The sequence below is a fragment of the Phosphitispora sp. TUW77 genome, from assembly GCF_048453025.1.
GTDB lineage: Bacteria > Bacillota > Thermincolia > Thermincolales > UBA2595 > Phosphitispora.
Window position 1 is genome coordinate 731,850 of the sequence record NZ_CP156677.1, and the last position, 23,875, is coordinate 755,724.

The 23,875-nt window shown below is 42.0% G+C and carries 20 protein-coding genes; 18 read left to right on the forward strand and 2 right to left on the reverse strand.

Annotated features, from left to right (window positions below; all coding sequences use genetic code 11):
• The first annotated feature begins 28 nt into the window (after positions 1-28).
• The 5 genes from ABFY19_RS03420 to bzaB are packed head-to-tail and all read left to right on the forward strand — an operon-like array spanning position 29 to position 7,006.
• Positions 29-1,552 carry a DUF2284 domain-containing protein gene (locus ABFY19_RS03420; protein WP_418792526.1) on the forward strand — a complete coding sequence of 508 codons (1,524 nt, stop codon included), beginning with the start codon at positions 29-31 and terminating at the stop codon, positions 1,550-1,552.
• A gap of 6 nt (positions 1,553-1,558) precedes the next feature.
• The gene (gene bzaD / locus ABFY19_RS03425) at positions 1,559-2,884 is read left to right on the forward strand and encodes a B12 lower ligand biosynthesis radical SAM protein BzaD (protein WP_418791843.1); all 1,326 of its coding nucleotides are present in this window, start codon (positions 1,559-1,561) and stop codon (positions 2,882-2,884) included.
• A 1-nt stretch (position 2,885) separates the two neighbouring features.
• Complete coding sequence (locus tag ABFY19_RS03430) at positions 2,886-4,412, forward strand: B12-binding domain-containing radical SAM protein (RefSeq protein WP_418791844.1); 1,527 nt, start codon at positions 2,886-2,888, stop codon at positions 4,410-4,412.
• Positions 4,400-5,698 (forward strand): phosphomethylpyrimidine synthase ThiC, encoded by a 1,299-nt coding sequence (gene thiC, locus ABFY19_RS03435; protein WP_418791845.1) that lies wholly within the window; start codon positions 4,400-4,402, stop codon positions 5,696-5,698. Before ABFY19_RS03430 ends, thiC begins: the two co-directional genes overlap by 13 nt.
• A 27-nt stretch (positions 5,699-5,725) precedes the next feature.
• Positions 5,726-7,006: a B12 lower ligand biosynthesis ThiC-like protein BzaB gene (gene bzaB, locus ABFY19_RS03440; RefSeq protein WP_418791846.1), complete on the forward strand. Its 1,281-nt coding sequence runs from the start codon at positions 5,726-5,728 to the stop codon at positions 7,004-7,006.
• Between the two features lie 7 nt (positions 7,007-7,013).
• On the opposite strand, the gene ABFY19_RS03445 is transcribed toward bzaB, so the two are convergent.
• The gene (locus ABFY19_RS03445; protein WP_418791847.1) at positions 7,014-8,414 is read right to left on the reverse strand and encodes an amidophosphoribosyltransferase; all 1,401 of its coding nucleotides are present in this window, start codon (positions 8,412-8,414) and stop codon (positions 7,014-7,016) included.
• 52 nt (positions 8,415-8,466) lie between these two features.
• On the reverse strand, positions 8,467-11,694 hold the full coding sequence (carB, locus tag ABFY19_RS03450) for a carbamoyl-phosphate synthase large subunit (protein ID WP_418791848.1): 3,228 nt from the start codon (positions 11,692-11,694) through the stop codon (positions 8,467-8,469).
• Between the two features lie 237 nt (positions 11,695-11,931).
• On the opposite strand from carB, the gene ABFY19_RS03455 reads away from it, so the two are divergent.
• The 13 genes from ABFY19_RS03455 to ABFY19_RS03515 all read left to right on the forward strand — a co-directional run bounded on the left by ABFY19_RS03455 (position 11,932) and on the right by ABFY19_RS03515 (position 23,796).
• On the forward strand, positions 11,932-12,465 hold the full coding sequence (locus tag ABFY19_RS03455; protein ID WP_418791849.1) for a DUF2703 domain-containing protein: 534 nt from the start codon (positions 11,932-11,934) through the stop codon (positions 12,463-12,465).
• 38 nt (positions 12,466-12,503) lie between these two features.
• Positions 12,504-15,149 (forward strand): cation-translocating P-type ATPase, encoded by a 2,646-nt coding sequence (locus tag ABFY19_RS03460; protein WP_418791850.1) that lies wholly within the window; start codon positions 12,504-12,506, stop codon positions 15,147-15,149.
• 4 nt (positions 15,150-15,153) lie between these two features.
• A complete protein-coding gene (locus ABFY19_RS03465) occupies positions 15,154-15,858 on the forward strand; it encodes a cytochrome c biogenesis CcdA family protein (RefSeq protein ID WP_418791851.1) in 705 nt (234 codons plus the stop codon).
• 48 nt (positions 15,859-15,906) lie between these two features.
• Positions 15,907-16,344, forward strand: a complete 438-nt coding sequence (locus ABFY19_RS03470; protein ID WP_418791852.1) for an MOSC domain-containing protein — start codon at positions 15,907-15,909, stop codon at positions 16,342-16,344.
• 102 nt (positions 16,345-16,446) lie between these two features.
• Positions 16,447-16,692: a DUF5320 domain-containing protein gene (locus ABFY19_RS03475; RefSeq protein WP_418791853.1), complete on the forward strand. Its 246-nt coding sequence runs from the start codon at positions 16,447-16,449 to the stop codon at positions 16,690-16,692.
• Between the two features lie 51 nt (positions 16,693-16,743).
• On the forward strand, positions 16,744-17,136 hold the full coding sequence (locus ABFY19_RS03480; RefSeq protein WP_418791854.1) for a DUF134 domain-containing protein: 393 nt from the start codon (positions 16,744-16,746) through the stop codon (positions 17,134-17,136).
• Positions 17,137-17,156: 20 nt separating this feature from the next.
• Positions 17,157-17,303 carry a hypothetical protein gene (locus tag ABFY19_RS03485; protein WP_418791855.1) on the forward strand — a complete coding sequence of 49 codons (147 nt, stop codon included), beginning with the start codon at positions 17,157-17,159 and terminating at the stop codon, positions 17,301-17,303.
• A gap of 30 nt (positions 17,304-17,333) precedes the next feature.
• Positions 17,334-17,501 (forward strand): DUF362 domain-containing protein, encoded by a 168-nt coding sequence (locus ABFY19_RS03490; protein ID WP_418791856.1) that lies wholly within the window; start codon positions 17,334-17,336, stop codon positions 17,499-17,501.
• Between the two features lies 1 nt (position 17,502).
• Positions 17,503-18,420: a radical SAM protein gene (locus ABFY19_RS03495; protein ID WP_418791857.1), complete on the forward strand. Its 918-nt coding sequence runs from the start codon at positions 17,503-17,505 to the stop codon at positions 18,418-18,420.
• A 163-nt stretch (positions 18,421-18,583) separates the two neighbouring features.
• Positions 18,584-19,351 (forward strand): DUF4405 domain-containing protein, encoded by a 768-nt coding sequence (locus tag ABFY19_RS03500; RefSeq protein ID WP_418791858.1) that lies wholly within the window; start codon positions 18,584-18,586, stop codon positions 19,349-19,351.
• A 100-nt stretch (positions 19,352-19,451) separates the two neighbouring features.
• On the forward strand, positions 19,452-21,881 hold the full coding sequence (locus ABFY19_RS03505; protein WP_418791859.1) for a hypothetical protein: 2,430 nt from the start codon (positions 19,452-19,454) through the stop codon (positions 21,879-21,881).
• A gap of 16 nt (positions 21,882-21,897) precedes the next feature.
• Complete coding sequence (locus ABFY19_RS03510) at positions 21,898-22,725, forward strand: tetratricopeptide repeat protein (protein WP_418791860.1); 828 nt, start codon at positions 21,898-21,900, stop codon at positions 22,723-22,725.
• 27 nt (positions 22,726-22,752) lie between these two features.
• Positions 22,753-23,796: a hypothetical protein gene (locus ABFY19_RS03515; protein WP_418791861.1), complete on the forward strand. Its 1,044-nt coding sequence runs from the start codon at positions 22,753-22,755 to the stop codon at positions 23,794-23,796.
• Positions 23,797-23,875 lie beyond the last annotated feature (79 nt).

The window sequence follows — 23,875 nt, forward strand, 5'->3', positions numbered from 1 at the left end:
TTGTTATTTAAAGGGAGGTGTGAAATTGATGCAGGATATGAACCCACAATACTTAGAGGACCTGGCTACAGGTTATTGGCATTCGGAAGTGCTCTTTACCGCTGTGGAGCAGGAACTTTTTACACGGTTGGAACCGGATGGAAAATCTGTTTTTGAATTGGCCAAGGAATTAAATTATGACCTTGATAGCTTAAAAAGATATCTTCATGTCTTGTCTGTCTTGGGGCTGGTATTTGAGTTTGATGGGCATTACACCAATACAAAGCTTTCCGGCAGGTACCTGGTTCAGGGTGCTGAGGCTTATCAGGGTAATTCTATTCTTTGGCGCAAATACCTGGCAGAAAATTGGAAAAGCCTCCATCGCTGTTTGGAAAAAGGTACCCGGGTACTGTATGGGTCAATGGATGAGCCGCAAGATGCCGTTAAAGAGCGTTTTCGGCGATATTGCAGGGCTATGGACTGTATAATCAAAAATAAAATCGAACAGGTATTGCCGGTTTTTTCTAAGTTAAAGCTGCAGGGAGATATTTTGGATGTAGGTTCAGGCTTAGGCGCCTTTTCCATTGCTTTTTTGAGCCGGTTCCCGGATACTAAGGCCACTCTGCTGGATATGGCACAGGTTTTGGAATACGCAGAAGAAATCCATACGGGAAAGGCGTATGCAGACCGCATCCGGTACCGGCCTGCCAATATTTTGGACCCCTGGGAACTGGAAAATAAGCAATATAGTTTGGTCATATTATCGAATATTGTTCATGCTTTTGCTGAGGCGGAAACAGGTGAGGTGCTTTCTAGAGCTGCTGTTCATGTGGCAGAGGATGGTTTGCTGATCATTCATGATTTTTTTATGGAGCATGATTCTAAAAAAGCTGGTTTGTCAGATATGAATATGCTGGTAAACACCTATAACGGCAGGGTTTATAAGGCTGCCTGGGTGCAGCGGCAGTTAAAGGATAGAGGCTTTGCCGTTACGGAATTAATCCCTTTGGAATCGGATACGGCTCTTTTGATAGCAGCAAAGCGGCCGCAAAGGCTGGCTGAGTTATGTATAAGTGAGCTGCAGCAATTGGCGGTAAAGATACAAGATTTAGGATTTCAAGTGGTAAAGCCTATTGATGTAGACTTAATTCACCTGCCGGATTGGGTTGGGCTTAAATGTGAATTTGGCTGTGATAATTTCAACCAATCCCAATGTCCCCCCAATTGTATCAAGCCTGAACAAACCCGGGCCATACTGAAGGACTATAAACAGTGCCTATTATTACAGGACATGCCACCCACCCGTGATTTTCAAAGAAAGGTGCTGCAAGCGGAACATACGGCATTTAAAACCGGTTATTATAAAGCTTTTTCCCTTTGGGCCGGGCCCTGCAGTATTTGTCCGGAATGCGGCGGCAAGGACAAATGCAATAACCATAAGAATGCCCGGCCTTCCATGGAATCCTCCGGTATCGATGTTTTCGAGACTGTTAAAAGAGCCGGGTTGACCCTGAAAACTTTGCCGGAAAAAGATGATTATGTAAAATATTTTGCGATATTGCTATTGGAGTAGAAACTTATGAAAATACTTTTAATTCAAACACCATCCGTTGAAAATATGAGTTCCGAGAGAGTCTATCCTATAGGTATCGTAACCTTAGGGACTCATCTCATTCGTGCAGGGCATGAAGTGCTGCTGTTGGATATGAACCTGAAAGCCGATTCTTATGGGACATTAAAAGATACACTGCTGGCTGAAAAACCGGACCTGGTGGGATTATCACTAAGAAATATCGATCCTTTGGGCAATAAAAACACATCCCTGATACCGCCTTTTGTAATCACAGTGCGTATGATACATGCCCTTTTACCAAATATCCCTATTATAGTCGGCGGAACCGGATTTTCGCTTTTCCCTCAGCGTATCATGGAGGAATTGCCGGAAATTCGCTATGGGATAAAGGGAGAGGCAGAATACAGCCTCCCCAAGCTGATAGAGGATTTTGAGCAGCCGGGAGAACTTCCGGGCTTATGTTACCGGGAAAATGGTAAAGTTGTGGTAAATCCTGTTGTCTCTGATTTTACCTTTAAGGATTATCTTGTGCCTGATAGGGAGCTTTTATCTCCGTACTTGTACAGGGGAATAAATGACTATGTACCGGCTTTTGGCATTGAAACCAAAAGAGGCTGTCCCCTAAACTGTGCTTACTGTGTTTATCCTAGGCTTCAGGGCAGGGACATGCGCTGCCGCAAGCCTGGGGAAGTAGTGGACGAGGTGGAAATGCTCCAAGCCAGATATGGCTTGAATGATTTTCATTTCAATGACCCTGTTGTTAATCTGCCTGTGGCTCATCTGGAGGAAATTTGTGAGGAAATCCTAAGAAGAAGATTAAAGGTCACCTGGACCGGTTTTTTTCGGGAAGATGTGCTGGACCTGGAGAAGGTGAAGCTCTATGAAAAATCAGGCTGCAGCTGTTTTTCGTTTTCACCTGATGGCTTTTGCCAAAGCTCCCTTGATATGCTGCAGAAGCACCTGAAAGTATCAGATATCATTAAGGCAGCTGAGCTTACCGCTCAAACAGATGTATTGGTTATGTATCATTTCATGACAAATGTCCCTGGTGAAAATGCCGTGACTATTAAAGAAGCTAAAGCATTGATTGATCAATTGTACGAAATTCACCGGCCTAAAAGGAATTTGGGTGCCATTGTATTAAATAATATCCGCATTATGCCGGGAACGCCTATTGAAGCTATAGCCAGAAGTGATGGGGAAATCAATGAGGCTACCGACCTGCTCTACCCGGTATATTATAACCCTAAAAAGCATGAGACCTTAAGGTATGAGTTAGAGACTTATCACATGACGAAAAATGTATTCATGTGGCAGAAAGTAGAGGGTTGATATGAAGATTTTCCTACTGGAGCACCCCAGGCTAATTGCAGCGGCTAGGTGTAATGATATTGCCAATACCCCTTTATCTTCCAGTCTGATCAGTGGCTGTATAGCCGGGCTGCTTGACAGCAGGGGACATGATATTTGGATTGCAGAAGGATTTTTAGACAACCTGACCTATAAGGATATCTATGAGCAGATTATTGCTTTTGCCCCGCAAGTATTAGGTGTTCATTTGATTTATAATTGGGAAAATCATGGCCAATTGTATTCTTTTCTTAAACAGCTTAAGTCTGAGGGCTTGATTCAGAAGATTGTAGGCTATGGCTATTATACCACCTTTGCTTATGAGGAAATTTTTGAGTTATGTCCTGAATTTGACGGGCTGATAATCGGTGAGCCGGAGCAAACCTTTGCCGAGTGGTTGGAATGCGGGGATGGGGTAAACGGTATGGCTTGGGTGGACACAGCCGGGCAGATTCAGATAGTGCGCCGTGAGGTGAACTGTAATCTGGATGCATTGCCAGACCCTATCCGAACCGATGCAATGATGGGCATTGGGGAGGTCAATATAGAAAGCAGCCGGGGCTGTTACGGGAGATGCACCTTTTGCTATATCAACCCTTATTACGGAGCAGGTTCCTGCTGGCGTCCCAAGAGTCCGGAGAGGGTGATGCAGGAAATCGACCGGATCATTGCCCGCTATGGCCCGGTGAAATTTTATTTCACGGATCCGAATTTTATGGGCCCCGGCAAGCAGGGACAGGAGCGGGCATTAAAGCTGGCAGCACTGCTTAAAGAGAGGAAGGTTCATTTCGGCATCGAAGCAAGGGTCAACGATATCCATCAGGATACTATTGCGGCACTTGCGGATGCCGGGTTGAAGGATATGCTGATTGGTCTGGAAAGCGGTTGCAACGATTCCTTGAAGCGCCTGAACAAAATGACTACAGTGGAGCAGAACGAGAGGGCATTGAGTATCCTGCGCGCTAACGGTATTGAGCCAAATGTAGGTTTTATCATGTTTGAGCCTGATTCTTCTCTGATTGATATCCGCACTAATTTCCAATTTTTAAAAAGAAATGGTTTGTTGAAAAACTTATTTATCACAGCAAATGTGCTATATCATCCTCAGATTATCCTTCAAGGGACTAAAGCTTACCGGGATTTACAGCAGGAGGGACGCCTTATCTTGAAAGGCACCACTTATGAAGGCATGACGGCTTTTTCGGTTCCTGAAGCGGCCCGCCTGGCAGAAATAATCGGCCAGATTACCAATTACTTTTTTGTCAGGATGAATGAGGTATGGAAGGGAAAGGTTCAGGAGCCCTCCCATGCGTCAAGACTTTATGGAGACGCCAACCGGCTTTTGGTCAACTGCTTTGAGGAGAACTTAAGCCGGCTGGAAGCGGGGGAATTTATTGATGAACAGGCGGCTAGGGTGGTTGTGGATGAAGTAACGAAAAAAATCAAATCAATTTTCGAACAATTCCATACAAATGTTCAAAATATAGGAGGGAAATCATGTCATTTTTAGAAGATGCGAAAAATGGAGTCATAACAAAGGAAATAGAAGCTGCGGCAGCCGTTGAAGGTGTTGCTGCAGAAGTTATCAGGAAAGGAGTGGCTGATGGTACTATTGTGGTACCTTGTAATCCTGCCCATAAAATGCTGAAGCCTGTAGCCATTGGCAAAGGGCTTCGTACAAAGGTAAGTGCCAGCATCGGGCTGGACAGTAAGGACGCCACGGTGGCTTATGAACTGGAAAAGCTGCAGACTGCACTGGACGCAGGAACTAATGCAATCATGGACCTCAGTGTTGCCGGTGATATGGATGGTGCCCGCAGATTTATTTTAGCAGCATCTCCGGTGCCTGTAGGCACTTTGCCTTTGTATCAGACGGTGGCGGAAGCCAGTCGGAAATACGGCTCTGCCTTAAAAATGACGTCTGAGCAGATGTTGGAGGTCATTGAACTCCAAGCCGCAGATGGTGTTGATTTTATGGCACTTCATTGTGCAACCACCCTTGAAACTATCGAACGTGCCAAAAATGAAGGGCGTATCGATCCATTGGTAAGTTATGGCGGTTCCCATATCATTGGCTGGATGGTTCATCACAAAAAAGAAAACCCCTTATATGAAAACTATGACCGGATTTTAGAAATTGCCAAAAAATACGGTGTGACCCTCAGTCTGGCTGACGGTATGCGCCCTGGCTGCCTGGCGGATTCTTTGGATGGAGCCCAGGTACAGGAACTGGTAATCCTGGGTGAGTTGGTGGGCCGGGCCCGCGAGGCCGGTGTGCAGATTATGGTTAAAGGTCCCGGACATATGCCCTTGAATCATATTAAGGATACCATGACCCTCCAAAAAAGCTTATGTAAGGGAGCGCCATATTTTGTTTTTGGTCCCTTATTGACTGACCTGGGTGTGGGCTATGACCACATCAATGCCGCAATCGGCGGTGCGCTCAGCAGTTGGTATGGTGCGGAATTCCTGTGTTATGTCACACCTGCCGAGCATATCGGCAATCCCGATGCTTCCCAAGTGCATCAGGGCGTAATTGCCGCCCGTATCGCGGCACAAGCCGGAGACCTTGCCAAGGGCTTACCTGAAGCGATCCAGTGGGACCTGGCCATGTCCAATGCCCGGCGTGATTTGAACTGGCTGGAACAGATCAGGCTGGCAGTAGATCCCAGGCATGCCGAATATGTCCGGAAGACCAGAAACGATGGTGAGATTTCTGCCTGTGCCATGTGTGGAAAATTCTGTGCAATGGAAATCATTGCTGAACATATGAATTTTGATAAGCACAGCTGTTAATTATTTTGGGAAAGGATGGATGTAAACATGACACAAGTATTAAAGGCCCGTGCCGGAAAAATAACTGAAGAAATGGAAGCCGTTGCTTTATATGAACAAGTTGATGTGGAATTTATCAGAAAGGGAGTGGCTGAGGGGCGTATTGTCATTCCCAGGAATATTAATCGCAAGCCTTTCAAATATTGCGGGATTGGGGATGGTATGCGGGTTAAGGTAAATGCCTTGATCGGCACATCCAGCAACCGTGACGATATGGCTATGGAGGCCAGAAAACTGCAAGCCGCACAGGATGCAGGCTGTGACAGCTTCATGGACCTGAGCACCGGTTCCAGCATTGATGCCATGCGTAAGCAAACCCTGGAAATGGCCAATGTAGCCGTAGGCTGTACCACTATTTATCAGGCCGGTCAGGAAGCCATCGAAAAATATGGCAGTGTGGTGGAAATGCGAACAAAGGATATTTTGGACAATATTGAAAAACAAGCGGCGGAAGGCATGGATTTTATGGCGATCCATTCTGCATTCAATAACTCAGTATTGAATGTGATGCAGAAAACAGGCCGTGTAACCTGGGTAGTAAGTCGCGGCGGTGCCTTCATAACCGGCTGGATGCTGCACAATAAAAAAGAAAATCCCCTTTATGAACATTATGATCACATATTGGAGATATTAAAAGCACATGATGTTACTTTGAGTCTCGGGGATGCCATTCGTCCTGGGGCAACGGCGGATTCTCTGGATGGTGCTCAGTTGCAGGGACTATTGGTACAAGGGGATCTGACTAGACGGGCTCAAGCTGCAGGCGTGCAGGTTATGGTGGAAGGGCCGGGACATGTGCCCCTTAATCATGTGGAGGCGACTATGAAGCTGCAAAAAAGATTATGCAGCAATGCTCCCTATTTTATTCTGGGCACTTTGGCCACAGATGTTGCCCCCGGATATGATAATATTACCGGTGCCATTGGCGGAGCTTTTGCCGGTTCCTGTGGGGCAGACTTCCTTTGCTACCTGACTCCTGCAGAGCATTTGGGACTGCCTTTAGAGGAAGATGTGCGTACCGGTGTCATCACCACCAAAATGGCTGCTCAGATAGCCGACGTTGCCAGGGGCCATAAGCAGGCCATCGCCAGAGAAAATGAAATGGCCCGTGCCAGGGTAGCACTTGATATTGATAGGCAGATTAAAGTGGCTTTGGCACCGGATAAGCTGACTGCCGCCAAGGAAAAATGTTGCGGACAGCACCTGTGCACGGCCTGTGGCCAGGACTGTGCTGTTCAGGAAGCTGCCCGTTATTTCGGCATTGCCTAAGAACGTTTTATTCTTTACCATTCCAGCAGTAGGTACATACTTTATCCCAAGGTAAGCCGATTGCATCAAGCATGTCATACAAGGATTGGTACTTTAATGTTGTGAAATTCAAACGCTTTCTAATCCAGTCAATCATACAACTGTATTGTTCTGTATCCGGATCACAATATTCGTCCAATGAAGCCGGTTCATTACCTTCCAGTTCGCGTATGGCCCGTCGGGCTACCAAGTCCAGCTCTGAGTTCGACCTTGAAAAGTTAAGGTATTTGCAGCCGTAAACCAGTGGCGGACAGGCGGGTCGTACGTGTACTTCTTTAGCTTTACAGTTATATAGCAATTCAGTTGTTTCTCTCATTTGTGTGCCGCGTACAATTGAGTCATCACAAAAAAGAAGCCGTTTTTGCGCTACTAATTCAGTGATGGGTATAAGCTTCATCTTAGCAACAAGATTTCTGATATTTTGGTCTTGAGGCATAAAACTTCTGGCCCAGGTGGGAGTGTATTTAATGAAGGGCCTGCCATAAGGCATTCTGGATTCATTGGAATAACCTATGGCATGTGCGATTCCTGAATCAGGCACTCCGGCCACCAGGTCTACTTCTACATCATCATTGCGGGCTAAGGCGGCCCCATTACGATAGCGCATTACCTCAACATTCATTCCTTCATAAGATGAAGAAGGGTAACCATAATATACCCATAGGAAAGCACATATTTTCATTTTTTCACGGGGAGGTGAAATTTTTTCTATGCCTTCAGGTGTTAAAAGAATGATTTCTCCGGGTCCAAGCTCATATTTCATTTGATATCCCAGATTGGGAAAAGCACAAGATTCGAATGATACGCAGTAAGCCCCTTCTTTTTCACCTACAACCAAAGGTGTTCTGCCAAAACGATCTCTGGCTGCATAAATTCCTTGTGAAGTCAGTATCAGCATAGTACATGAACCGTCAATGGCTTCCTGCGCTTTTTGGATACCTTCTTTAAACGATTCTCCTTCATCTATTAATGAAGAAACTACTTCAGTAGGATTGATTACTCCCCTGCTCATTTCTAAAAAATGAGTATTATGTTTTGACAAAAACTTATCAGTTAGATGATCAATGTTGTTGATACGCCCTACAGTAGAAATTGCATAGTGCCCAAGATGGGAATAAATCAACAAGGGCTGTGCCTCAGTATCACTGATGCACCCAATTCCCATATTGCCTTCCATACCGGATAAATCATTTTCAAATTTTGCCCGGAACTGGATGTTCTGAATATTATGGATGGACCTTACAAAACTGCTTCCGTTCCAAACTGCCATTCCTCCCCGGCTTGTACCCAGGTGTGAATGATAATCAGTACCGAAATATAAATCCATAACACAACTGTTTTTTGATGCTACTCCAAATAGTCCCCCCATGATAAATTCACTCTCCTATGTTTATCTGAAATATCGTTACTCCCGCAGCTTATTATTCTTCTGCAATATCAGCATGGTAACTTTGCAGGGATTTAGCCTTATCTTCTTTCCGGCGATTGTCTTTGCAGGCTTTAATTCCTTTAACACTTGCCATTGCGGCAGTAAGGGTGGTGATGTACGGCACTTTGCATTTTATCGCAGTCTTTCTAATATAAGAATCATCATGCTGACCTTGTTTTCCAATAGGTGTATTTACCACCAATTGTATTTTTTTGTTCATTATAGCGTCCGCTATGTTTGGACGGCCTTCATGTAATTTCTTAATTAATTTTGACTTAATGCCGTTATTAGTTAAAAAGTTATGTGTTCCTTCAGTAGCAATTATTTTAAATTTAAGCTCGGTGAACATTTTTGCAACCTCAAGCATAGCCGGTTTATCCTGTTCTGCGACACTGATTAGAACAGTGCCTGAAGTGGGCAGGGATACTTGAGTGCCCTCCTGTGATTTGAAAAAAGCAAGTCCAAATGAATTTGCAATACCTAAAACTTCTCCCGTAGAACGCATTTCCGGACCTAAAAGAGGATCAACCTCAGGGAACATACTAAATGGGAAAACAGCTTCTTTTACCCCAAAATGTGGAATCTTTTTAGGCTTCAGCTCATTTATAAGCGAATCTTTTCCAGTCACATTAGATAAAATGACTTGTGTTGCAATATGTGCCATGGATATATTACAGACTTTTGAAACAAGCGGAACTGTCCGTGAAGCACGCGGATTGGCTTCCAAAACATAAACACGGTCATCTGCAATAGCATACTGCATGTTCATAAGACCTATAACATTCATTTTTCGGGCAATTTTTGCGGTATATTCGTGAATTGTTTGCAAATGCTTAGGCTCAATATTGATTGGAGGTATTACACATGCTGAGTCCCCGGAGTGAATACCTGCTAATTCGATATGTTCCATTACAGCAGGCACAAAAGCGTCGGTTCCATCAGCAATAGCATCTGCTTCTGCTTCAATAGCGTCTTCCAGGAACCTGTCTATAAGGATCGGTCGTTCAGGGGTTACGTCAACAGCAGCTTTTACATATTGATGAAGCATTCCTTCATCATAAATAATTTCCATGCCCCGTCCGCCTAGAACATATGATGGTCGAACCATTAACGGATATCCAATTTTATTTGCAATTGCAAGTGCCTCTTCCAGGGTGCTTGCCATACCGGATTCGGGCATTGGTATGTTAAGGTCCTCCATAATTTTGCGGAACCTGTCGCGGTCCTCTGCAAGATCTATAGTATCCGGGGTAGTGCCCAGAATTCTGGCTCCTGCTTTGGCAAGTTCTCCGGCAATATTCAATGGAGTCTGCCCGCCAAACTGAATAATTATTCCTATTGGGTTTTCTTTGTGGTAAATGCTGAGTACATCTTCAACAGTCAGTGGTTCAAAATACAGTTTATCTGATGTGTCATAATCAGTGGAAACCGTTTCGGGATTGCAGTTTACCATTATTGTTTCATAGCCCATATCACGCAAAGCAAAAGCTGCATGTACACAACAGTAATCAAACTCAATTCCCTGGCCGATACGGTTAGGACCTCCGCCGAGTATCATGACTTTCTGTTTATTGCTGGATTCAGTTTTGTCAATGGCATTGTAGGTTGAAAAATAATATGCTGCATCCTCTACACCACTGACGGGAACCGGTTCCCATCCTTCGACTATTCCCAAAGCAATGCGCCGATCCCTGATTTTTTCCTCAGAGATATTTAGCAGCATAGCCAAATAACGATCGGCAAAACCGTCTTTTTTGGCCTGGATAAGTAAATCGTCAGGCAGTGAGTCCCAGGAATATTTCAGGATTTCTTCCTCCAATAAGACAAGTTCCTTCATCTGTTCAATGAACCAGTGTTTGATATGGGTTAAACTGCTGAGTTCATTGATATCTGCTCCCTTGCGTAATGCTTCATACATAATAAATTGCCGCTCACTTGACGGTTCTGTAAGCATTTCCATAAGTTCTTTTAAGGAACACTTATTGAAGTTCTTGGCAAATCCCAGGCCATAACGACCTATTTCAAGTGAACGTATAGATTTTTGGAAGGCTTCTTTATAGTTTTTCCCGATACTCATGACTTCACCAACGGCCTTCATCTGGGTGCCAAGCTTATCATGGGAACCTTTAAACTTTTCAAAAGCCCAACGGGGGAATTTAACTACCACATAATCACCGGACGGACTATATTTATCAAGGGTCCCTTCACGCCAGTAAGGGATCTCATCTAAAGTAAGCCCTGCGGCAAGCATAGAAGAAATCAAGGCAATAGGGAAGCCGGTAGCTTTAGATGCTAAGGCTGAAGAGCGTGAAGTTCGGGGGTTTATTTCAATTACAACTATGCGGCCGGTTTTTGGGTCATGAGCAAACTGCACATTTGTGCCCCCGATTACTTGTATTGCTTCTGCTATATCGTAAGAGTGTTTCTGCAAACGTTGCTGGACTTCAGGACTGATTGTCAGCATTGGTGCAGAGCAGAAAGAGTCACCTGTATGTACACCCATTGCATCTATATTTTCAATAAAACACACAGTAATTATTTGGTTTTTTGCATCACGTACTATTTCAAGCTCCAGTTCTTCCCAGCCAAGCACTGATTCCTCAACAAGGATTTGACCGACAATGCTTGCTGCAATACCACGCTGGGCAACAGTCCTCAGCTCTTCGATATTATATACCAGTCCGCCTCCTGTACCGCCCATAGTATAAGCAGGACGAATAACTACCGGGAATCCAAGTTCAAGTGCGATATTTTCTGCTTCTTCTACAGTGTAAGCGGGTCTGCTTTGGGGCATCTCGATACCAAGTTTATTCATGGTTTCTTTAAATGCAATTCTGTCTTCTCCACGTTCTATTGCATCTACCTGTACCCCAATTACTTTAACACTATATTTTTCAAGAACCCCGGCTTTTGACAGCTCTAAGGTAAGGTTAAGGGCGGATTGGCCTCCCAAATTTGGCAGTAACGCATCAGGGCGTTCTTTAGCAATTATCTCTGACACCCTTTCCAGGTTAAGGGGCTCTATATAAGTCGCATCAGCCATTACCGGGTCAGTCATAATGGTAGCCGGATTTGAGTTTACCAGTACTATTTTATAACCCAGTTTTCGAAGAGCTTTACAGGCTTGGGTGCCGGAATAATCAAATTCACAGGCTTGTCCTATAATTATGGGTCCCGAGCCTATTATCAGTATTTTGTCAATATCATTTCTTTTTGGCATATTTTAACTCCTCACTGTATTAATATAGAATGCTCATCAACTATTATATAACAATTTATTCTTATTAACAGTTTTTTTCTAAATTTTTCAACAAAAAAATTAGATTTCTAAGCAGTTATAAAAAATGTCAGCTTATTGAGAATATTGACAAATATATCTAAAGGTGTAGACTGATAATATAGTATTGACTCTCGGTGATTGTCCGCAAATCATTATAGATTAAAGGGGATTGATAATATGAGTGATGATAGCAAAGGGTGCTGCTGTTCTGGTTCATCGTGCTGCAGCCCGGTTAGTGAAATTAAGAGCGTTAAAAGACAGCTCGTTATTGACTTTCTATATTTGGATTTATCTGTTTGTGCTCCTTGTCAAGGTACTAATGAAGTTTTAGAAGAAGCTATTTCAGATGTAAGTAAAGTTTTTGAGGCTACAAACGTGGAAGTAACTATAAATAAGGTTAATATTACAAATGAGAAGCAGGCCATCAAATATCAATTTGAAAGCTCCCCGACTATTCGTATAAATAGCCGGGATATTCAACTTGACATTAGAGAAAGCTCCTGTTCAACCTGCAGCGATTTAAGTGGTGTAGAAACAGACTGCAGGGTGTGGATGTATCAGGGTGAAGAGTATAACGTCCCACCGAAAGCTATGATTATCGATGCGATACTCAAAGAAGTATATGGCAATAATACAGAGATAGCTGAAAACAAAATATATACCGTTCCTGACAATCTCAAAAGATTTTTTAAAGCACTTGAACAGAAGTAAGATATCTGCTGATACAGTAACAAGAGAGGTGTATGTAAATGTGGTTTTCCAAATCAGCAGAAGAAGTACTGCAAATATTTAATGTTAATCCGGAACAGGGTCTTTCATCCGAAAAAGTTAAAGAAAAGTCTGCAATTTATGGAGAAAACAAACTGAAGGCCAAACCAAAGAAAGGCCTCGTTTCTCTTTTTATTGCCCAGCTTAAGGATATGCTCATTTATGTCCTGCTTAGCGCTGCGGTGATTACAATTGTTATCCATGAGTATATTGATGCTTTAATTATAATTTTAGTTGTTATACTAAATGCTGTTATTGGGGTAGTCCAAGAGTATAAGGCGGAAAAAGCTATTGAAGCACTGCAGCAAATGGCTGCACCGAAATGCCTTGTTAGGCGCAGCGGGGTAGTTGAAGAAATCAGTTCTGAAGAAATTGTACCTGGTGATATAGTTGTTCTTGATGCCGGACGCCTTGTTCCGGCTGACCTCCGGCTGATTAAGAGCGCTAATCTGCAGATTGAAGAATCTTCTTTAACAGGAGAGTCGGTTGCATCAGAAAAAAATGCTCACGATATTTATCAAGACCCCAAAACACCACTTGGAGACAGAACGAATATGGCATTTATGTCTACCTTGGTCACCTATGGACATGGTGAAGGTATAGTTGTTGATACCGCTATGAATACGGAAATGGGCAAGATAGCCAGGATTCTGGATGAAGAGATAGAGGAAATGACTCCTTTGCAGAAGAGAATGGAAGAGTTAGGCAGGAAATTGGGGTTTATTGCGATTGTTGTTTGTGTTTTGATTTTCGGTATCGCAGTTTTTCAGGGAAGAGATTTATTTGAAACTTTTTTAACTGCTATCAGCTTAGCAGTTGCTGTCATTCCTGAAGGGCTTCCGGCAATTGTAGCTATAGTACTTGCACTCGGTGTTACACAAATGTCTAAAATCAATGCCATCGTCAGAAAACTTACTGCTGTTGAGACACTGGGCTCGGTAAATATCATATGTTCAGACAAAACGGGAACCCTAACACAAAACAAGATGACAGTCGTTAAGCTGTATACTTTAAATAATCTAAAAGAGATACCTGCTGTGGGGGCCTTTGAAGTCAAGAATGACGAGCAGGAATTGGTTAGGTCTCTTGTATTATGTTCAGATGCTACCCTTGAAAATGGACAAAGTACCGGGGACCCTACCGAAGTGGCCCTTGTTGTCTTAGGGGAACGCTATAATTTAACCAGCAAAAAATTAAATGCAGAATATAAACGGGTGGATGAAAATTCTTTTGATTCCGTTCGGAAGCTGATGTCCACTTTAAATCAAGAAGGCAGCAGCTACAGAGTTCATACGAAAGGTGCTATTGATAATATACTGAAAATCTCAACAAATGTTCTTATTAACGGAAGAGTGCTTCCTTTAACCGAAGAAATAAAAACCCAATTTTCCCAAATAGCTGATGAGATGTCTGATGATGCTTTAAGGGTTTTGGGGGTGGCCTATAAAGACTGTGACAATCCGATTTCTGCCGGGGAAATGGAAAAAGATTTAACCATAATCGGGCTGGTTGGAATGATAGACCCTCCTCGCCCGGAAGTGAAGGATTCTATTAGAGAAGCAAAAATGGCCGGGATTACCCCAGTTATGATTACTGGAGACCATAAAAATACAGCAATGGCTATTGCTAAAAATCTTGGCATCGCTGAATTTCATGAACAAAGCATTACAGGTGCTGAAATTGATGAATTAATTGAGGAGGAATTTTCTAAGGAAATTAATAATTATCGTGTATTTGCCAGGGTTTCCCCTGAACATAAGGTTAAAATTGTGAAAGCCTATAAAATACAAGGGAATATTGTCTCCATGACAGGGGATGGGGTTAATGATGCCCCCTCATTAAAAAACGCGGATATCGGTGTTGCTATGGGAATCACGGGAACCGATGTTTCCAAAGGTGCCAGTGATATGATCTTAACAGATGATAATTTTACAACTATTGTTCATGCTATTGAAGAGGGACGTAATATATATAATAATATCAAAAAGTCCGTAATTTATTTATTATCATGCAATTTGGGGGAAATGATTGCAATCTTGGCCACTGTTCTCTTTTTCTGGCCTCTCCCTCTTCTTCCTACACAAATATTATGGATTAATTTGATAACGGATTCGCTGCCGGCTATTGCACTTGGGGTCGACCCCAGAGATAAGGATGTTATGAAACAAAAACCGCGTGATCCCAATGAAAGCTTTTTTGCTCATGGTGCCGGAATCAGGGCTTTTCTTGGTGGAGTAATGATTGGTTTTGTTACCTTAGCTGCCTTTTACTTTGGCTTAAAAGAGTTTAATTATGCATTATCTTCAAAAGATATCCCGGAAAATGTATTAACTTATGCTCGGACAATGGCCTTTGTTGTTTTGGCCACTTCCCAGTTGTTTTATTCAATATCTATAAGAAACTCAGTGAAAACAATACTCCAGATTGGATTGTTTTCGAATATGAAGCTTATAATTGCTATTGTTGCCGGACTATTGCTGCAAGTTGCGCTTATATCCATTCCAATATTGTCTTCTGCATTTAAGGTTCAAATACTTACTCTAAATGATTGGTACTTTGTCTTTGTTTTGGCTTTGATTCCTTTAATAATTAATGAGCTTATTAAAGTCTTAAGGAGATGGGGTTAAAATAATGAATGTTATTATCAACCAATGGCTGGTATACATTTCTGATACTATTTCTGCAACCATATGGTTTGCGCCATTATTAGCGCTGTTTGCCGGAATACTAACTTCGTTTACCCCATGTGCCCTTACAAGCGTGCCGCTTGTTATAGGCTATGTAGGGGGAACAGGCCGGCGGGATACCAAAAGGGCTTTTTGGCTGTCAGTTGTATTTTCTACAGGTATGGCGGTCACATTTACAGCTTTAGGGGTAACCGCTTCTATTCTTGGCAGCTTCATGCGGGGAACAGGCTCCTGGTGGTATATAGTATTGGGTATACTTATGGTTTTAATGGCTTTACAAACATGGGAACTCTATAACTTCATTCCGTCTTCTTATGCGCTAAACAAAAATACTAAGCGTGGTTTTTTAGGGGCTTTTGCTGCCGGGATATTAGGCGGATTTTTCTCATCTCCTTGTGCGACACCGGTTTTGGTTGTATTGCTGGCAATGGTGGCCAAGGAAGGGAGACTGCTGTGGGGAATACTGCTTTTGCTGTTGTATTCCATCGGGCACAGTTTTTTAGTAATGATTGCCGGAACATCTCTTGGTTTTGTGCATAAGCTTTCTTCGAGCACAAAATATTGTGGAGCAAGTAAGATGCTGAGAATATTAATGGGGCTGTTTATAATGCTGATAGCGTTTTACATGTTCTATTTGGGATTCATATAAAGGCTGTGGTATAATAAATCCAACAAAAATAAGGGAAGGGTGAACCTGATGACCAAAGGATTTATATATGCTGTTTCTATTAGTCCCAAAAGAGGACAACTAAAAAAAGAAGTTCCTGAAGCTAAACTTATAGAAAACTATGGTATAGAAAACGATGGACATGCCGGTGACTGGGGACGTCAGGTTACTTGTCTTAACTTGGCTAGTGTTCAAAAAATCAATAAAGAACATCACTTGAAAATCGGCCCAGGCGACTTTGCTGAAAATGTTTTAATTGAAGGGATGGATTTTTCTGCTCTAACTATAGGCAGCAAGATTAGATTGGGTAAAAGTGCCGTTTTAGAAGTCACTCAAGTAGGCAAAGAAGACCACCCAAGTATAGTTAGCAGAACATATGGTGTAAGTATTTTGCCAAGTGAAGGCCTGTTTTGTAAAGTTATTTCCGGTGGGATTATTAAAAAGGGAGATGTCGTTGAGAAAATCTGATTGCATCTTTTAATCAGATGGGGGTTATTGACATATGCCGAAAACATTGTATAATTAAATTATAAATAGCATATGCCAAAAACCATTAGGAAGGTGATGTCTATGCCGAACAGAGATGGGACAGGTCCAACGGGTAATTCAGGGTTAGTTCGAGGCCTTGGCAGAGGGTTAGGCCTGGGACTCAGAATGGGATTAGGTTATGGGTGCAGAAGAGGATATCGATTCTATGCTGAAAGATTAGCCGGATTGACTGACAAACAATTGCTGATAGAGGAAAAAGAATTGCTTCAAGGCAGGATCGATGATATTAGCAAGCAATTGGAAGGTCTATCAGAGGGAGATAAGTAACAGGGGGTTACCCCTGTTACTTATCTAGTTTAATTGAGGTGAATTATAATAATGCCAAGACCTAGGAAATGGAAAAAAGTATGCTGTTTGCCAGAAAGTAATTTATATGGACCACTTAATGAATTTGATAAAGATAGAAATATTATTAAAATGACGGTAGAAGAATATGAAACTATCCGTCTTATAGATTTAGACGGCTTGATGCAGGAAGAATGTGCTGAACGGATGAATGTCGCACGCGCAACAGTTCAAAAGATATATAATAATGCTCGAACTAAGCTTGCTGATTCATTGGTTAATGGAAATATAATTAAGATTGAAGGCGGAGACTATAAGCTTTACGACGAAGATGAGCAGGTTTATGGCTGTAAAAAATGCCGCAGGCGAAGATGCGGCAGAAATAATAATGCCCGTACTGGATTTCATGGTCATGGAGGAGAATAATATGAAGATAGCTGTGCTAAGTGGAAAGGGCGGTACAGGTAAGACTCTGGTATCTGTTAATTTGGCTGCAGCAGCATAACGGCTTGAGCATCGTTGATATTGAATGCGCTTCAGGGAAAGCTGTAAAAGATGTGTTTGATAAGACAATTAAAATACTCTTCAATTGAAAAGTAGAGAAAGCGGGGAGGCGAAACTTTATGCAAGCTTTAGTTGATAAAGAAAAATGCATTGGTTGTGGACAATGTGTTGATGTATGCCCTGTCGAGGCAATAAAAATTGAAAATGGAATAGCAGTTGTCAGTGATGAATGTATTGAGTGCGGAGCATGTGAAAGCGAATGCCCTGAAAATGCCATATCATTGTGAAATGAAATATGTGTACGGTCCGGTTCCATCCAGGAGGCTGGGCATTTCTTTGGGAATTAGTCCGATTCCGAAGAAGACATGTAATTATTCCTGCATTTATTGTCAGCTAGGAAGAACTAATCATATGACAAATACGCGGCAAATGTTCTTCCCTGTTGAGGAAATTACAGCTGAATTTGATGAGGTTTTGAAGGAAAATCTTTTATTTGATATTATAACAATAGTCGGGGAAGGTGAGCCTACACTTTATTTAGGACTTGGTGCTCTTATCAGTGAAATAAGAAAAAGAATAGATAAGCCGATAGCTGTAATTACAAATGGAGCGCTTCTTTATAATATGCAGGTGCAGTCTGAACTAAGCAAAGCAGATATTGTGTTGCCTACAATGGATGCATATGATGAGATATCATTTAAAAAGATTAACAGACCTCATGGCTGTCTTAATTTTGAAGATGTATGCCGTGGATTGGAGGATTTTTCAAAAATTTATCAGGGGCTGCTTTGGATTGAAATTATGCTGATGAAAAATATCAATGACGATGATGAAACACTGAATAAATATGCTGCGATGCTTAAGAGCATCAAGTATGACAAGCTGTATTTGAACACACCTATACGCCCGCCTGCTGAATCCAATGTAAAAGCTGTAGACCATGAAAAAATGAATTATGCAGCAGAGCTTTTAAGAGGTATTTCTATAAACCTGTTAGAATCACAAGGATTTCATAGTGAAATAAAAGATGATTATGATGCAATTCTTAGTATTATTAAACGTCATCCTATGAATCAATTTGAGATCGAAGGGTTTCTTAAAACCAGGGGCTGCAATGAAACTGGAGCATTAATAAATACCTTGCAACGAGATGAGAGAGTACTTTTAATCCATTATAAAGGATATGACACATTTAGGCTGAAATAGCACCGGCTATGTGCTGGGAGAAATGGCAGGAGAACTAAATCTTCTGCCATTTTTAAATTATTCATAATACAAACACCTAATCTTCATAAATCAGACACAAAAACATTTTAATATGGATTTGTTAAACAAGGTGTTAAAAATTTATTTGTGAGGTGAAAGTATTATGAAAAAGAATATTATCAAAATCATTTTAGATGTTGTAATGTTATTGCTGCTACTATTAATGTATAGTATAAATGCTACCGGCATAAGCTTTCATGAGATAGGCGGGTTAGCTGTATGTGCTCTGTTTCTTATCCATAATGGACTTAATTGGAAGTGGATAGTAAAAGTCAGCAAAAGGTTGTTCGATAAATCGCTTCCCGTAAAAACTAAGCTTGGATACGCGGTCAATGTCTTGCTATTTATTATGATGATTATCATTGCCATAAGTGGTATCATGATTTCCAAAACTATTTTTACTTCAATATACGGTGACAGAATTTTTTGGAAGACGGGTCATTTATTTGCGTCAGCAGTATCTCTCGTCCTGGCGGGCATACACGTCGGACTGCATTGGTCTTTTATAAAGAGCATCTTTTCAAAGCTTGTTAAGCTGCCAAATGTTATTGCCAGGCCGTTGGCGATAATGTGTCTCACAGGAATACTAATTTATGGCGGATACAGCATAGCTGCAACTGATTTTTCACGATGGCTGGCATCACCTTTCATTGCTCAAACATTACATGGTGACAAAATGCCGCATAATGAAGGAAGTATTGAATCAGGGCGGCCGCATGGGAATCAGGGGAGTAGGCATGGTCTCCATAACGGTTCATTCAGCCCTGGACGAATGACTGACGTAATTGCTTCATATGGTTCTATTACAGCAATTTTTGCAGCACTCACAGTATTGCTCGAAAAAATACTAAAAAAGAAAAAAATGTTATAAATTGCAGGTTATACTTGTAAGGATTTCATAATCACAATATAATTAATAGTTGAGGATATTCTTTCCAATATTAGTTTATAGAGTGATGGAGAATCTTAGTATGACTAATTATCTAAATATTCTAAAAGAAACCAGGATTAAAAATATAGCCAAGTACTGGGGATGGCTTTTGCTGGCCTTTTTTCTGATAGACTTGTGGTGGCTTCCCGACAGTTTGTTTGTTTATTTGTGGGGCAAGCCGGTTCCGCTGGGGCTGCATGTTTTATTCCTGGCACTTTTTTTGCTTTTCGGACTCATTGCAGCTACGGTATTTTTTAAGAAAGGTGTAGCTTTAAAGGAATCATCTCGGTCGGCTTTTCTAACCCTGCTGTGCAGTGTTTTAATGATTTTTCTGGTTGCAGCAGCCGCTCCCCTGGCCCTGCGGGCCTGGTCCCACTATCTTTTCGGGATGATGAGCAGCGGAAATGTAAATGATATTGCCGCTGCATTTACCTTGCTGGGATTAATATTCCTATTATTAATTGCTGCAGTGTTCAGCTGCTTTGCAGCTCTTACCTTTATGATGTATGGTATACCGGTATCGAAAACTGGGAAGGCGGCAATCCGCCTGTTTAAAATATGTCTGAAAAGGTTTTCGGTGTTTTTGCTTTTGACACTGGTAATTATTCTGGTCGGGGTTTTCTTGCTTAATATCATGAAATTAAGTGAAGTTGTTGTGGGGGCCCTTCTTCCCTATGGTTTTTTCTCACGATATATTCTTGGTTTAATATTGGCTGGAGGGAAAACTCTTTTTGCTCTCTTCTTAATCTGCTGTGGTTATATTTTATTGGCTGAAAACGGGGATGAAATCAGGGCAGAAATGGAAAAAACCGTTTCCGGGTCATTAGTATTTCCCGTTGCTATCGCAGTTTTGAACCTCGTTCTGATTTGCTGCATCATAATTCCTTATCTGAACGGTACTCTGCAGTTTACGGACAATATCAGGTCAAGGATAGTACAGGCTGATTACCTGTGGGACACGGGACAACGTGCCAAGGCAGCCTCGGAATATATCAAGGCCGAGGCCGATCTGATGGCATTTCAGGCTTATTTGAAAGGAATCCAAGAAATACGCACTATTGGTGCACTGGATAAAGCGGAAGAATTTTTTTCCGGTGCGGAAGAACTTAATGCCAATTCACCTTACATTTCTTATTTTAAGGGAATGCTTAACAGATTTGCTGACCCGCAAAATGAAAACAGTATGGATGTTAATCAGTTATTTACGGTTGCTGCCAATCAAGCGGATATTGTCCCTGAAGCCAGGATTTGGACTGTTGGCGGCTACCGGGCTTGCGGAGAAGAGGCTAAAGCCGGTGAGGCGCTTAATCTGCTCATTGCCGGGGGAGTGTTTAATGACAGGTTTGCCGGTCTGGGTGACGCGGGGGATAAGAAGCTGAATGCTTTATGGCAGGAGACCGAAAAAATCAAGGCTTTGCTAGATGATAGGGAACTAAATGTCATTTTAAGCAGGGCGGAATATGAAGAAGATAGTTTAGTCCTGGAGGAACTGGTAGAGTTCGCCGGGCGGAATACAAATCCGGAGACATATTTTCAGCTGGCGTTATTGGCGGAACGCCTGCCTTATCCGGCATATATGTATGAGTATGCCCAAAAATATTGGATAAGTGGAGAGTATAAAGAGGACGAAAAAACAGAAATAGAAGCGGCACTTTTTACTTCCTATATGTATGTCAAATCAGGCCATGCCGCTGATGCTGAAAACTTGATGGAAGCCATGTATGCAAAATATCCCGCGAATAAAGATATTGCGGGTGATTATGCTTACACGCTGATGGAAAATCATAAGTTTGCCAATGCTGCAGGTGTTATTGATGCCTTTACAAGGGAAAAGGATTCCGGCCTGTTGTATCTAAAGGCTGTAGCCTGCATGGAAAACAACAACACCATAGGGGCGCTGGAAGCTCTTGAAGGTCTATGCCAAATGATGGACACCAATCGTTCCAATCCGGAAGTTGTGAGGGATTTGGATGAATATATTTACAAATTTTTGCTGGATTATATGCATTTGACGAACAGTAATCCTGTGGAAGCACAAAAATTTCTTGCTGAGCTGGAAAACAGAAGGGCTCCCTTAGTCCTTTACCATTACATCAAGGGACTTGAAGCCAAACAAGGCGAGGATTATGAGGGCTCTAACCGGCACTTCGAGAAACTGTTGGAAATAAATCCGGCTTTAGCATATCCGTATTATTTGTTGGGTGTTAATTATAATGAAATGGCCGGGTATCAGAGGCAAGATTGTTATCCGATGGCTGAAACGTATTTCCTCAAATTTATTGACCGGCGTCCTGATGTGGTTGAAGGGTATTTTTGCCTGGGCTCCGTTTATAAGCATATGGGTGATAAAACCAGGGCCACGCGGGCATTCCTCAGGGTGGCTGCATATAATCCTTACCGGGATAACCCTTTATATGAACCATTTGGTATGAACAACCATGCTCTTGATGAAATAGAGAGGAACAAGTAGGAAGAAGAGTGATAAGATGATTACGGCAGGTCTATTGGTGATAAGTGGTGCATTATTATATATGATTTTATTTGGTTTTAAGGTTTGGGCTTTGTTTTGCCTGTTAATTGGGGCCATTATTGCCATAATGAGCATTTCCATAATCAAAAAGAAGCTCTTCCCTGCAGGAGGCCGGGCTCTAGTCATTTATAATACTGTTTTGGGCGCTGTTCTATTGGTGACGATTTTGGTTGTTCCTGCATTGCTTGATAATTCTTACGGCCCGGAAAAGCTTGACAGGGCTGTGAAAAAAAGCGCATCTCTGTTGGCTTCCGGTGACCTGGAAGGTGCCGAATTACTTCTTAAAGATTTAGCCGAAAAATATCCTGAGGTTTCCGAAATACAATTAAACCTTTCCACAGCTTATTTGATGCAAGGGAAACCCGAAGAAGCGGCCGGGACACTGGATGCAAGCAAGCAGCTCAGATATTTCAATGCCGATGAATGTTTTAATTATGCGCTATCGTACTACCAGCGTGAGGATTATGCTGATGCGATGGTTTATTTGAAAAATGCCCTTGACCTGGAACCGGATATGGAAGAGGCCTGTTTGTATGCTGCAGAATGTTCCCGCAGGCTGGATGACTATAAGGCTGCCGGTTATTTTTCTCGCCGTTTTATTGAAATTAGGCCTGATTTGCCCCAAGGTTATGTGCAGTCTGCCAAGGTAGACCTAATGCTTATGGAATACGGCAGAGCGGCTGCCGTATTGGAGAAGGCGCTGGAATTGAACCCGGGCGATTTGTTGAAACAGGAAATTCTTAGCTTAAAAGAAGAGATAGGGTATTATCAAAGCAAATTATAATGTTGAGGTAAAAGGGGAAGGTAGAAAATGTTAGGAAGGTTTCCGGTGTCTAAAATAAGCACCAAACTTATTTGTATTGTCCTGGTACTGGCTTTAATAGAGATGTCTTGTTTTTATAGTATGCCTGCTCAGGCCGGTATTGTTTCCGATATTTTTGGCCTTGACGGTTTATCGGGCAAGGTTGCCGACGATGTTTTTGACGGTGGCTGCAAGCTTATTGGAGGTGTTACCTACAATTTGGCTAAAACAATTTACGATTCAGGTTCCGGTGCTATTAGTATGCTTACAGGTGAACATTCTGTCATGGGGAAGATAGCAGGGTGGATGGATGTTGGCCTTAATGTTGCCTCAGCCGGCCTGATTATTTTTGCAATTGCTACAGGAAGCGCTACTTTCCCGGTTATAGCAACTATTACACTTGCAGTAACCGCTCTTAAAGCGGCTGTTGATAATCTGAAAAATATTGACAAGATTCTCTCATGGCTGAAAAAGAATCTTGGGGATGTGGGCAAAGGGCTGCTTGATGTTTATAAACCTAATATCTATATTTATAGTGATCACAACATTGATGTTAATGTACAGCTTCACCCTTACAGTTATATCACCGCATCGATACCGGAGTATGACCGGGAAGCGGGTTGGAATGCCAGTGTGTATAAGGGAACGATTAATGGATGTAATGACTATCTTTTTTATGAAGCAAAAGTACCTGATAATCATCTTCAGAGAAACAAAGGGTTCAAAATCACAGGCTGCCGTTTACAATCAGATTTACAGACCCTGATGGAATTATACGGTTTTAATGATAAAGAGACCTCCGATTTTGTGGAATATTGGAAGAACAAGCTTTCATATACGAATAATTATATTTTTTATCCTCAGGATACGGAAACAATCCAAAAAATCATGCCATTAACTGTAGTCCCTGCCCCGGATTCTGTCTGCCGGATATGGTTTTTAATTGAAAAAGATGACGGGCAATTCGTGGAAACTGTTTTTCCTATGGCAAAAGTAGCCCACAGCGGTTTTGCTGTTGTGGAGTGGGGCGGAATCATGGGCAGCAGTGAATAAACTCTGTATTTAACTAAAAAGTGCATAGATATAATACTTATACTGCAGAACTTTTGTTAAAAAGGTCTGCAGTTTGTTT

Excerpts from the sequence above, each read along its gene's own strand:
- ABFY19_RS03420 (WP_418792526.1), top strand. The coding sequence starts at position 29 with ATGCAGGATATGAACCCACAATACTTAGAGGACCTGGCTACAGGTTAT.
- bzaD (WP_418791843.1), top strand. The coding sequence starts at position 1,559 with ATGAAAATACTTTTAATTCAAACACCATCCGTTGAAAATATGAGTTCC.
- ABFY19_RS03430 (WP_418791844.1), top strand. The coding sequence starts at position 2,886 with ATGAAGATTTTCCTACTGGAGCACCCCAGGCTAATTGCAGCGGCTAGG.
- thiC (WP_418791845.1), top strand. The coding sequence starts at position 4,400 with ATGTCATTTTTAGAAGATGCGAAAAATGGAGTCATAACAAAGGAAATA.
- bzaB (WP_418791846.1), top strand. The coding sequence starts at position 5,726 with ATGACACAAGTATTAAAGGCCCGTGCCGGAAAAATAACTGAAGAAATG.
- ABFY19_RS03445 (WP_418791847.1), bottom strand. The coding sequence starts at position 8,414 with ATGGGGGGACTATTTGGAGTAGCATCAAAAAACAGTTGTGTTATGGAT.
- carB (WP_418791848.1), bottom strand. The coding sequence starts at position 11,694 with ATGCCAAAAAGAAATGATATTGACAAAATACTGATAATAGGCTCGGGA.
- ABFY19_RS03455 (WP_418791849.1), top strand. The coding sequence starts at position 11,932 with ATGAGTGATGATAGCAAAGGGTGCTGCTGTTCTGGTTCATCGTGCTGC.
- ABFY19_RS03460 (WP_418791850.1), top strand. The coding sequence starts at position 12,504 with ATGTGGTTTTCCAAATCAGCAGAAGAAGTACTGCAAATATTTAATGTT.
- ABFY19_RS03465 (WP_418791851.1), top strand. The coding sequence starts at position 15,154 with ATGAATGTTATTATCAACCAATGGCTGGTATACATTTCTGATACTATT.
- ABFY19_RS03470 (WP_418791852.1), top strand. The coding sequence starts at position 15,907 with ATGACCAAAGGATTTATATATGCTGTTTCTATTAGTCCCAAAAGAGGA.
- ABFY19_RS03475 (WP_418791853.1), top strand. The coding sequence starts at position 16,447 with ATGCCGAACAGAGATGGGACAGGTCCAACGGGTAATTCAGGGTTAGTT.
- ABFY19_RS03480 (WP_418791854.1), top strand. The coding sequence starts at position 16,744 with ATGCCAAGACCTAGGAAATGGAAAAAAGTATGCTGTTTGCCAGAAAGT.
- ABFY19_RS03490 (WP_418791856.1), top strand. The coding sequence starts at position 17,334 with ATGCAAGCTTTAGTTGATAAAGAAAAATGCATTGGTTGTGGACAATGT.
- ABFY19_RS03495 (WP_418791857.1), top strand. The coding sequence starts at position 17,503 with ATGAAATATGTGTACGGTCCGGTTCCATCCAGGAGGCTGGGCATTTCT.
- ABFY19_RS03500 (WP_418791858.1), top strand. The coding sequence starts at position 18,584 with ATGAAAAAGAATATTATCAAAATCATTTTAGATGTTGTAATGTTATTG.
- ABFY19_RS03505 (WP_418791859.1), top strand. The coding sequence starts at position 19,452 with ATGACTAATTATCTAAATATTCTAAAAGAAACCAGGATTAAAAATATA.
- ABFY19_RS03510 (WP_418791860.1), top strand. The coding sequence starts at position 21,898 with ATGATTACGGCAGGTCTATTGGTGATAAGTGGTGCATTATTATATATG.
- ABFY19_RS03515 (WP_418791861.1), top strand. The coding sequence starts at position 22,753 with ATGTTAGGAAGGTTTCCGGTGTCTAAAATAAGCACCAAACTTATTTGT.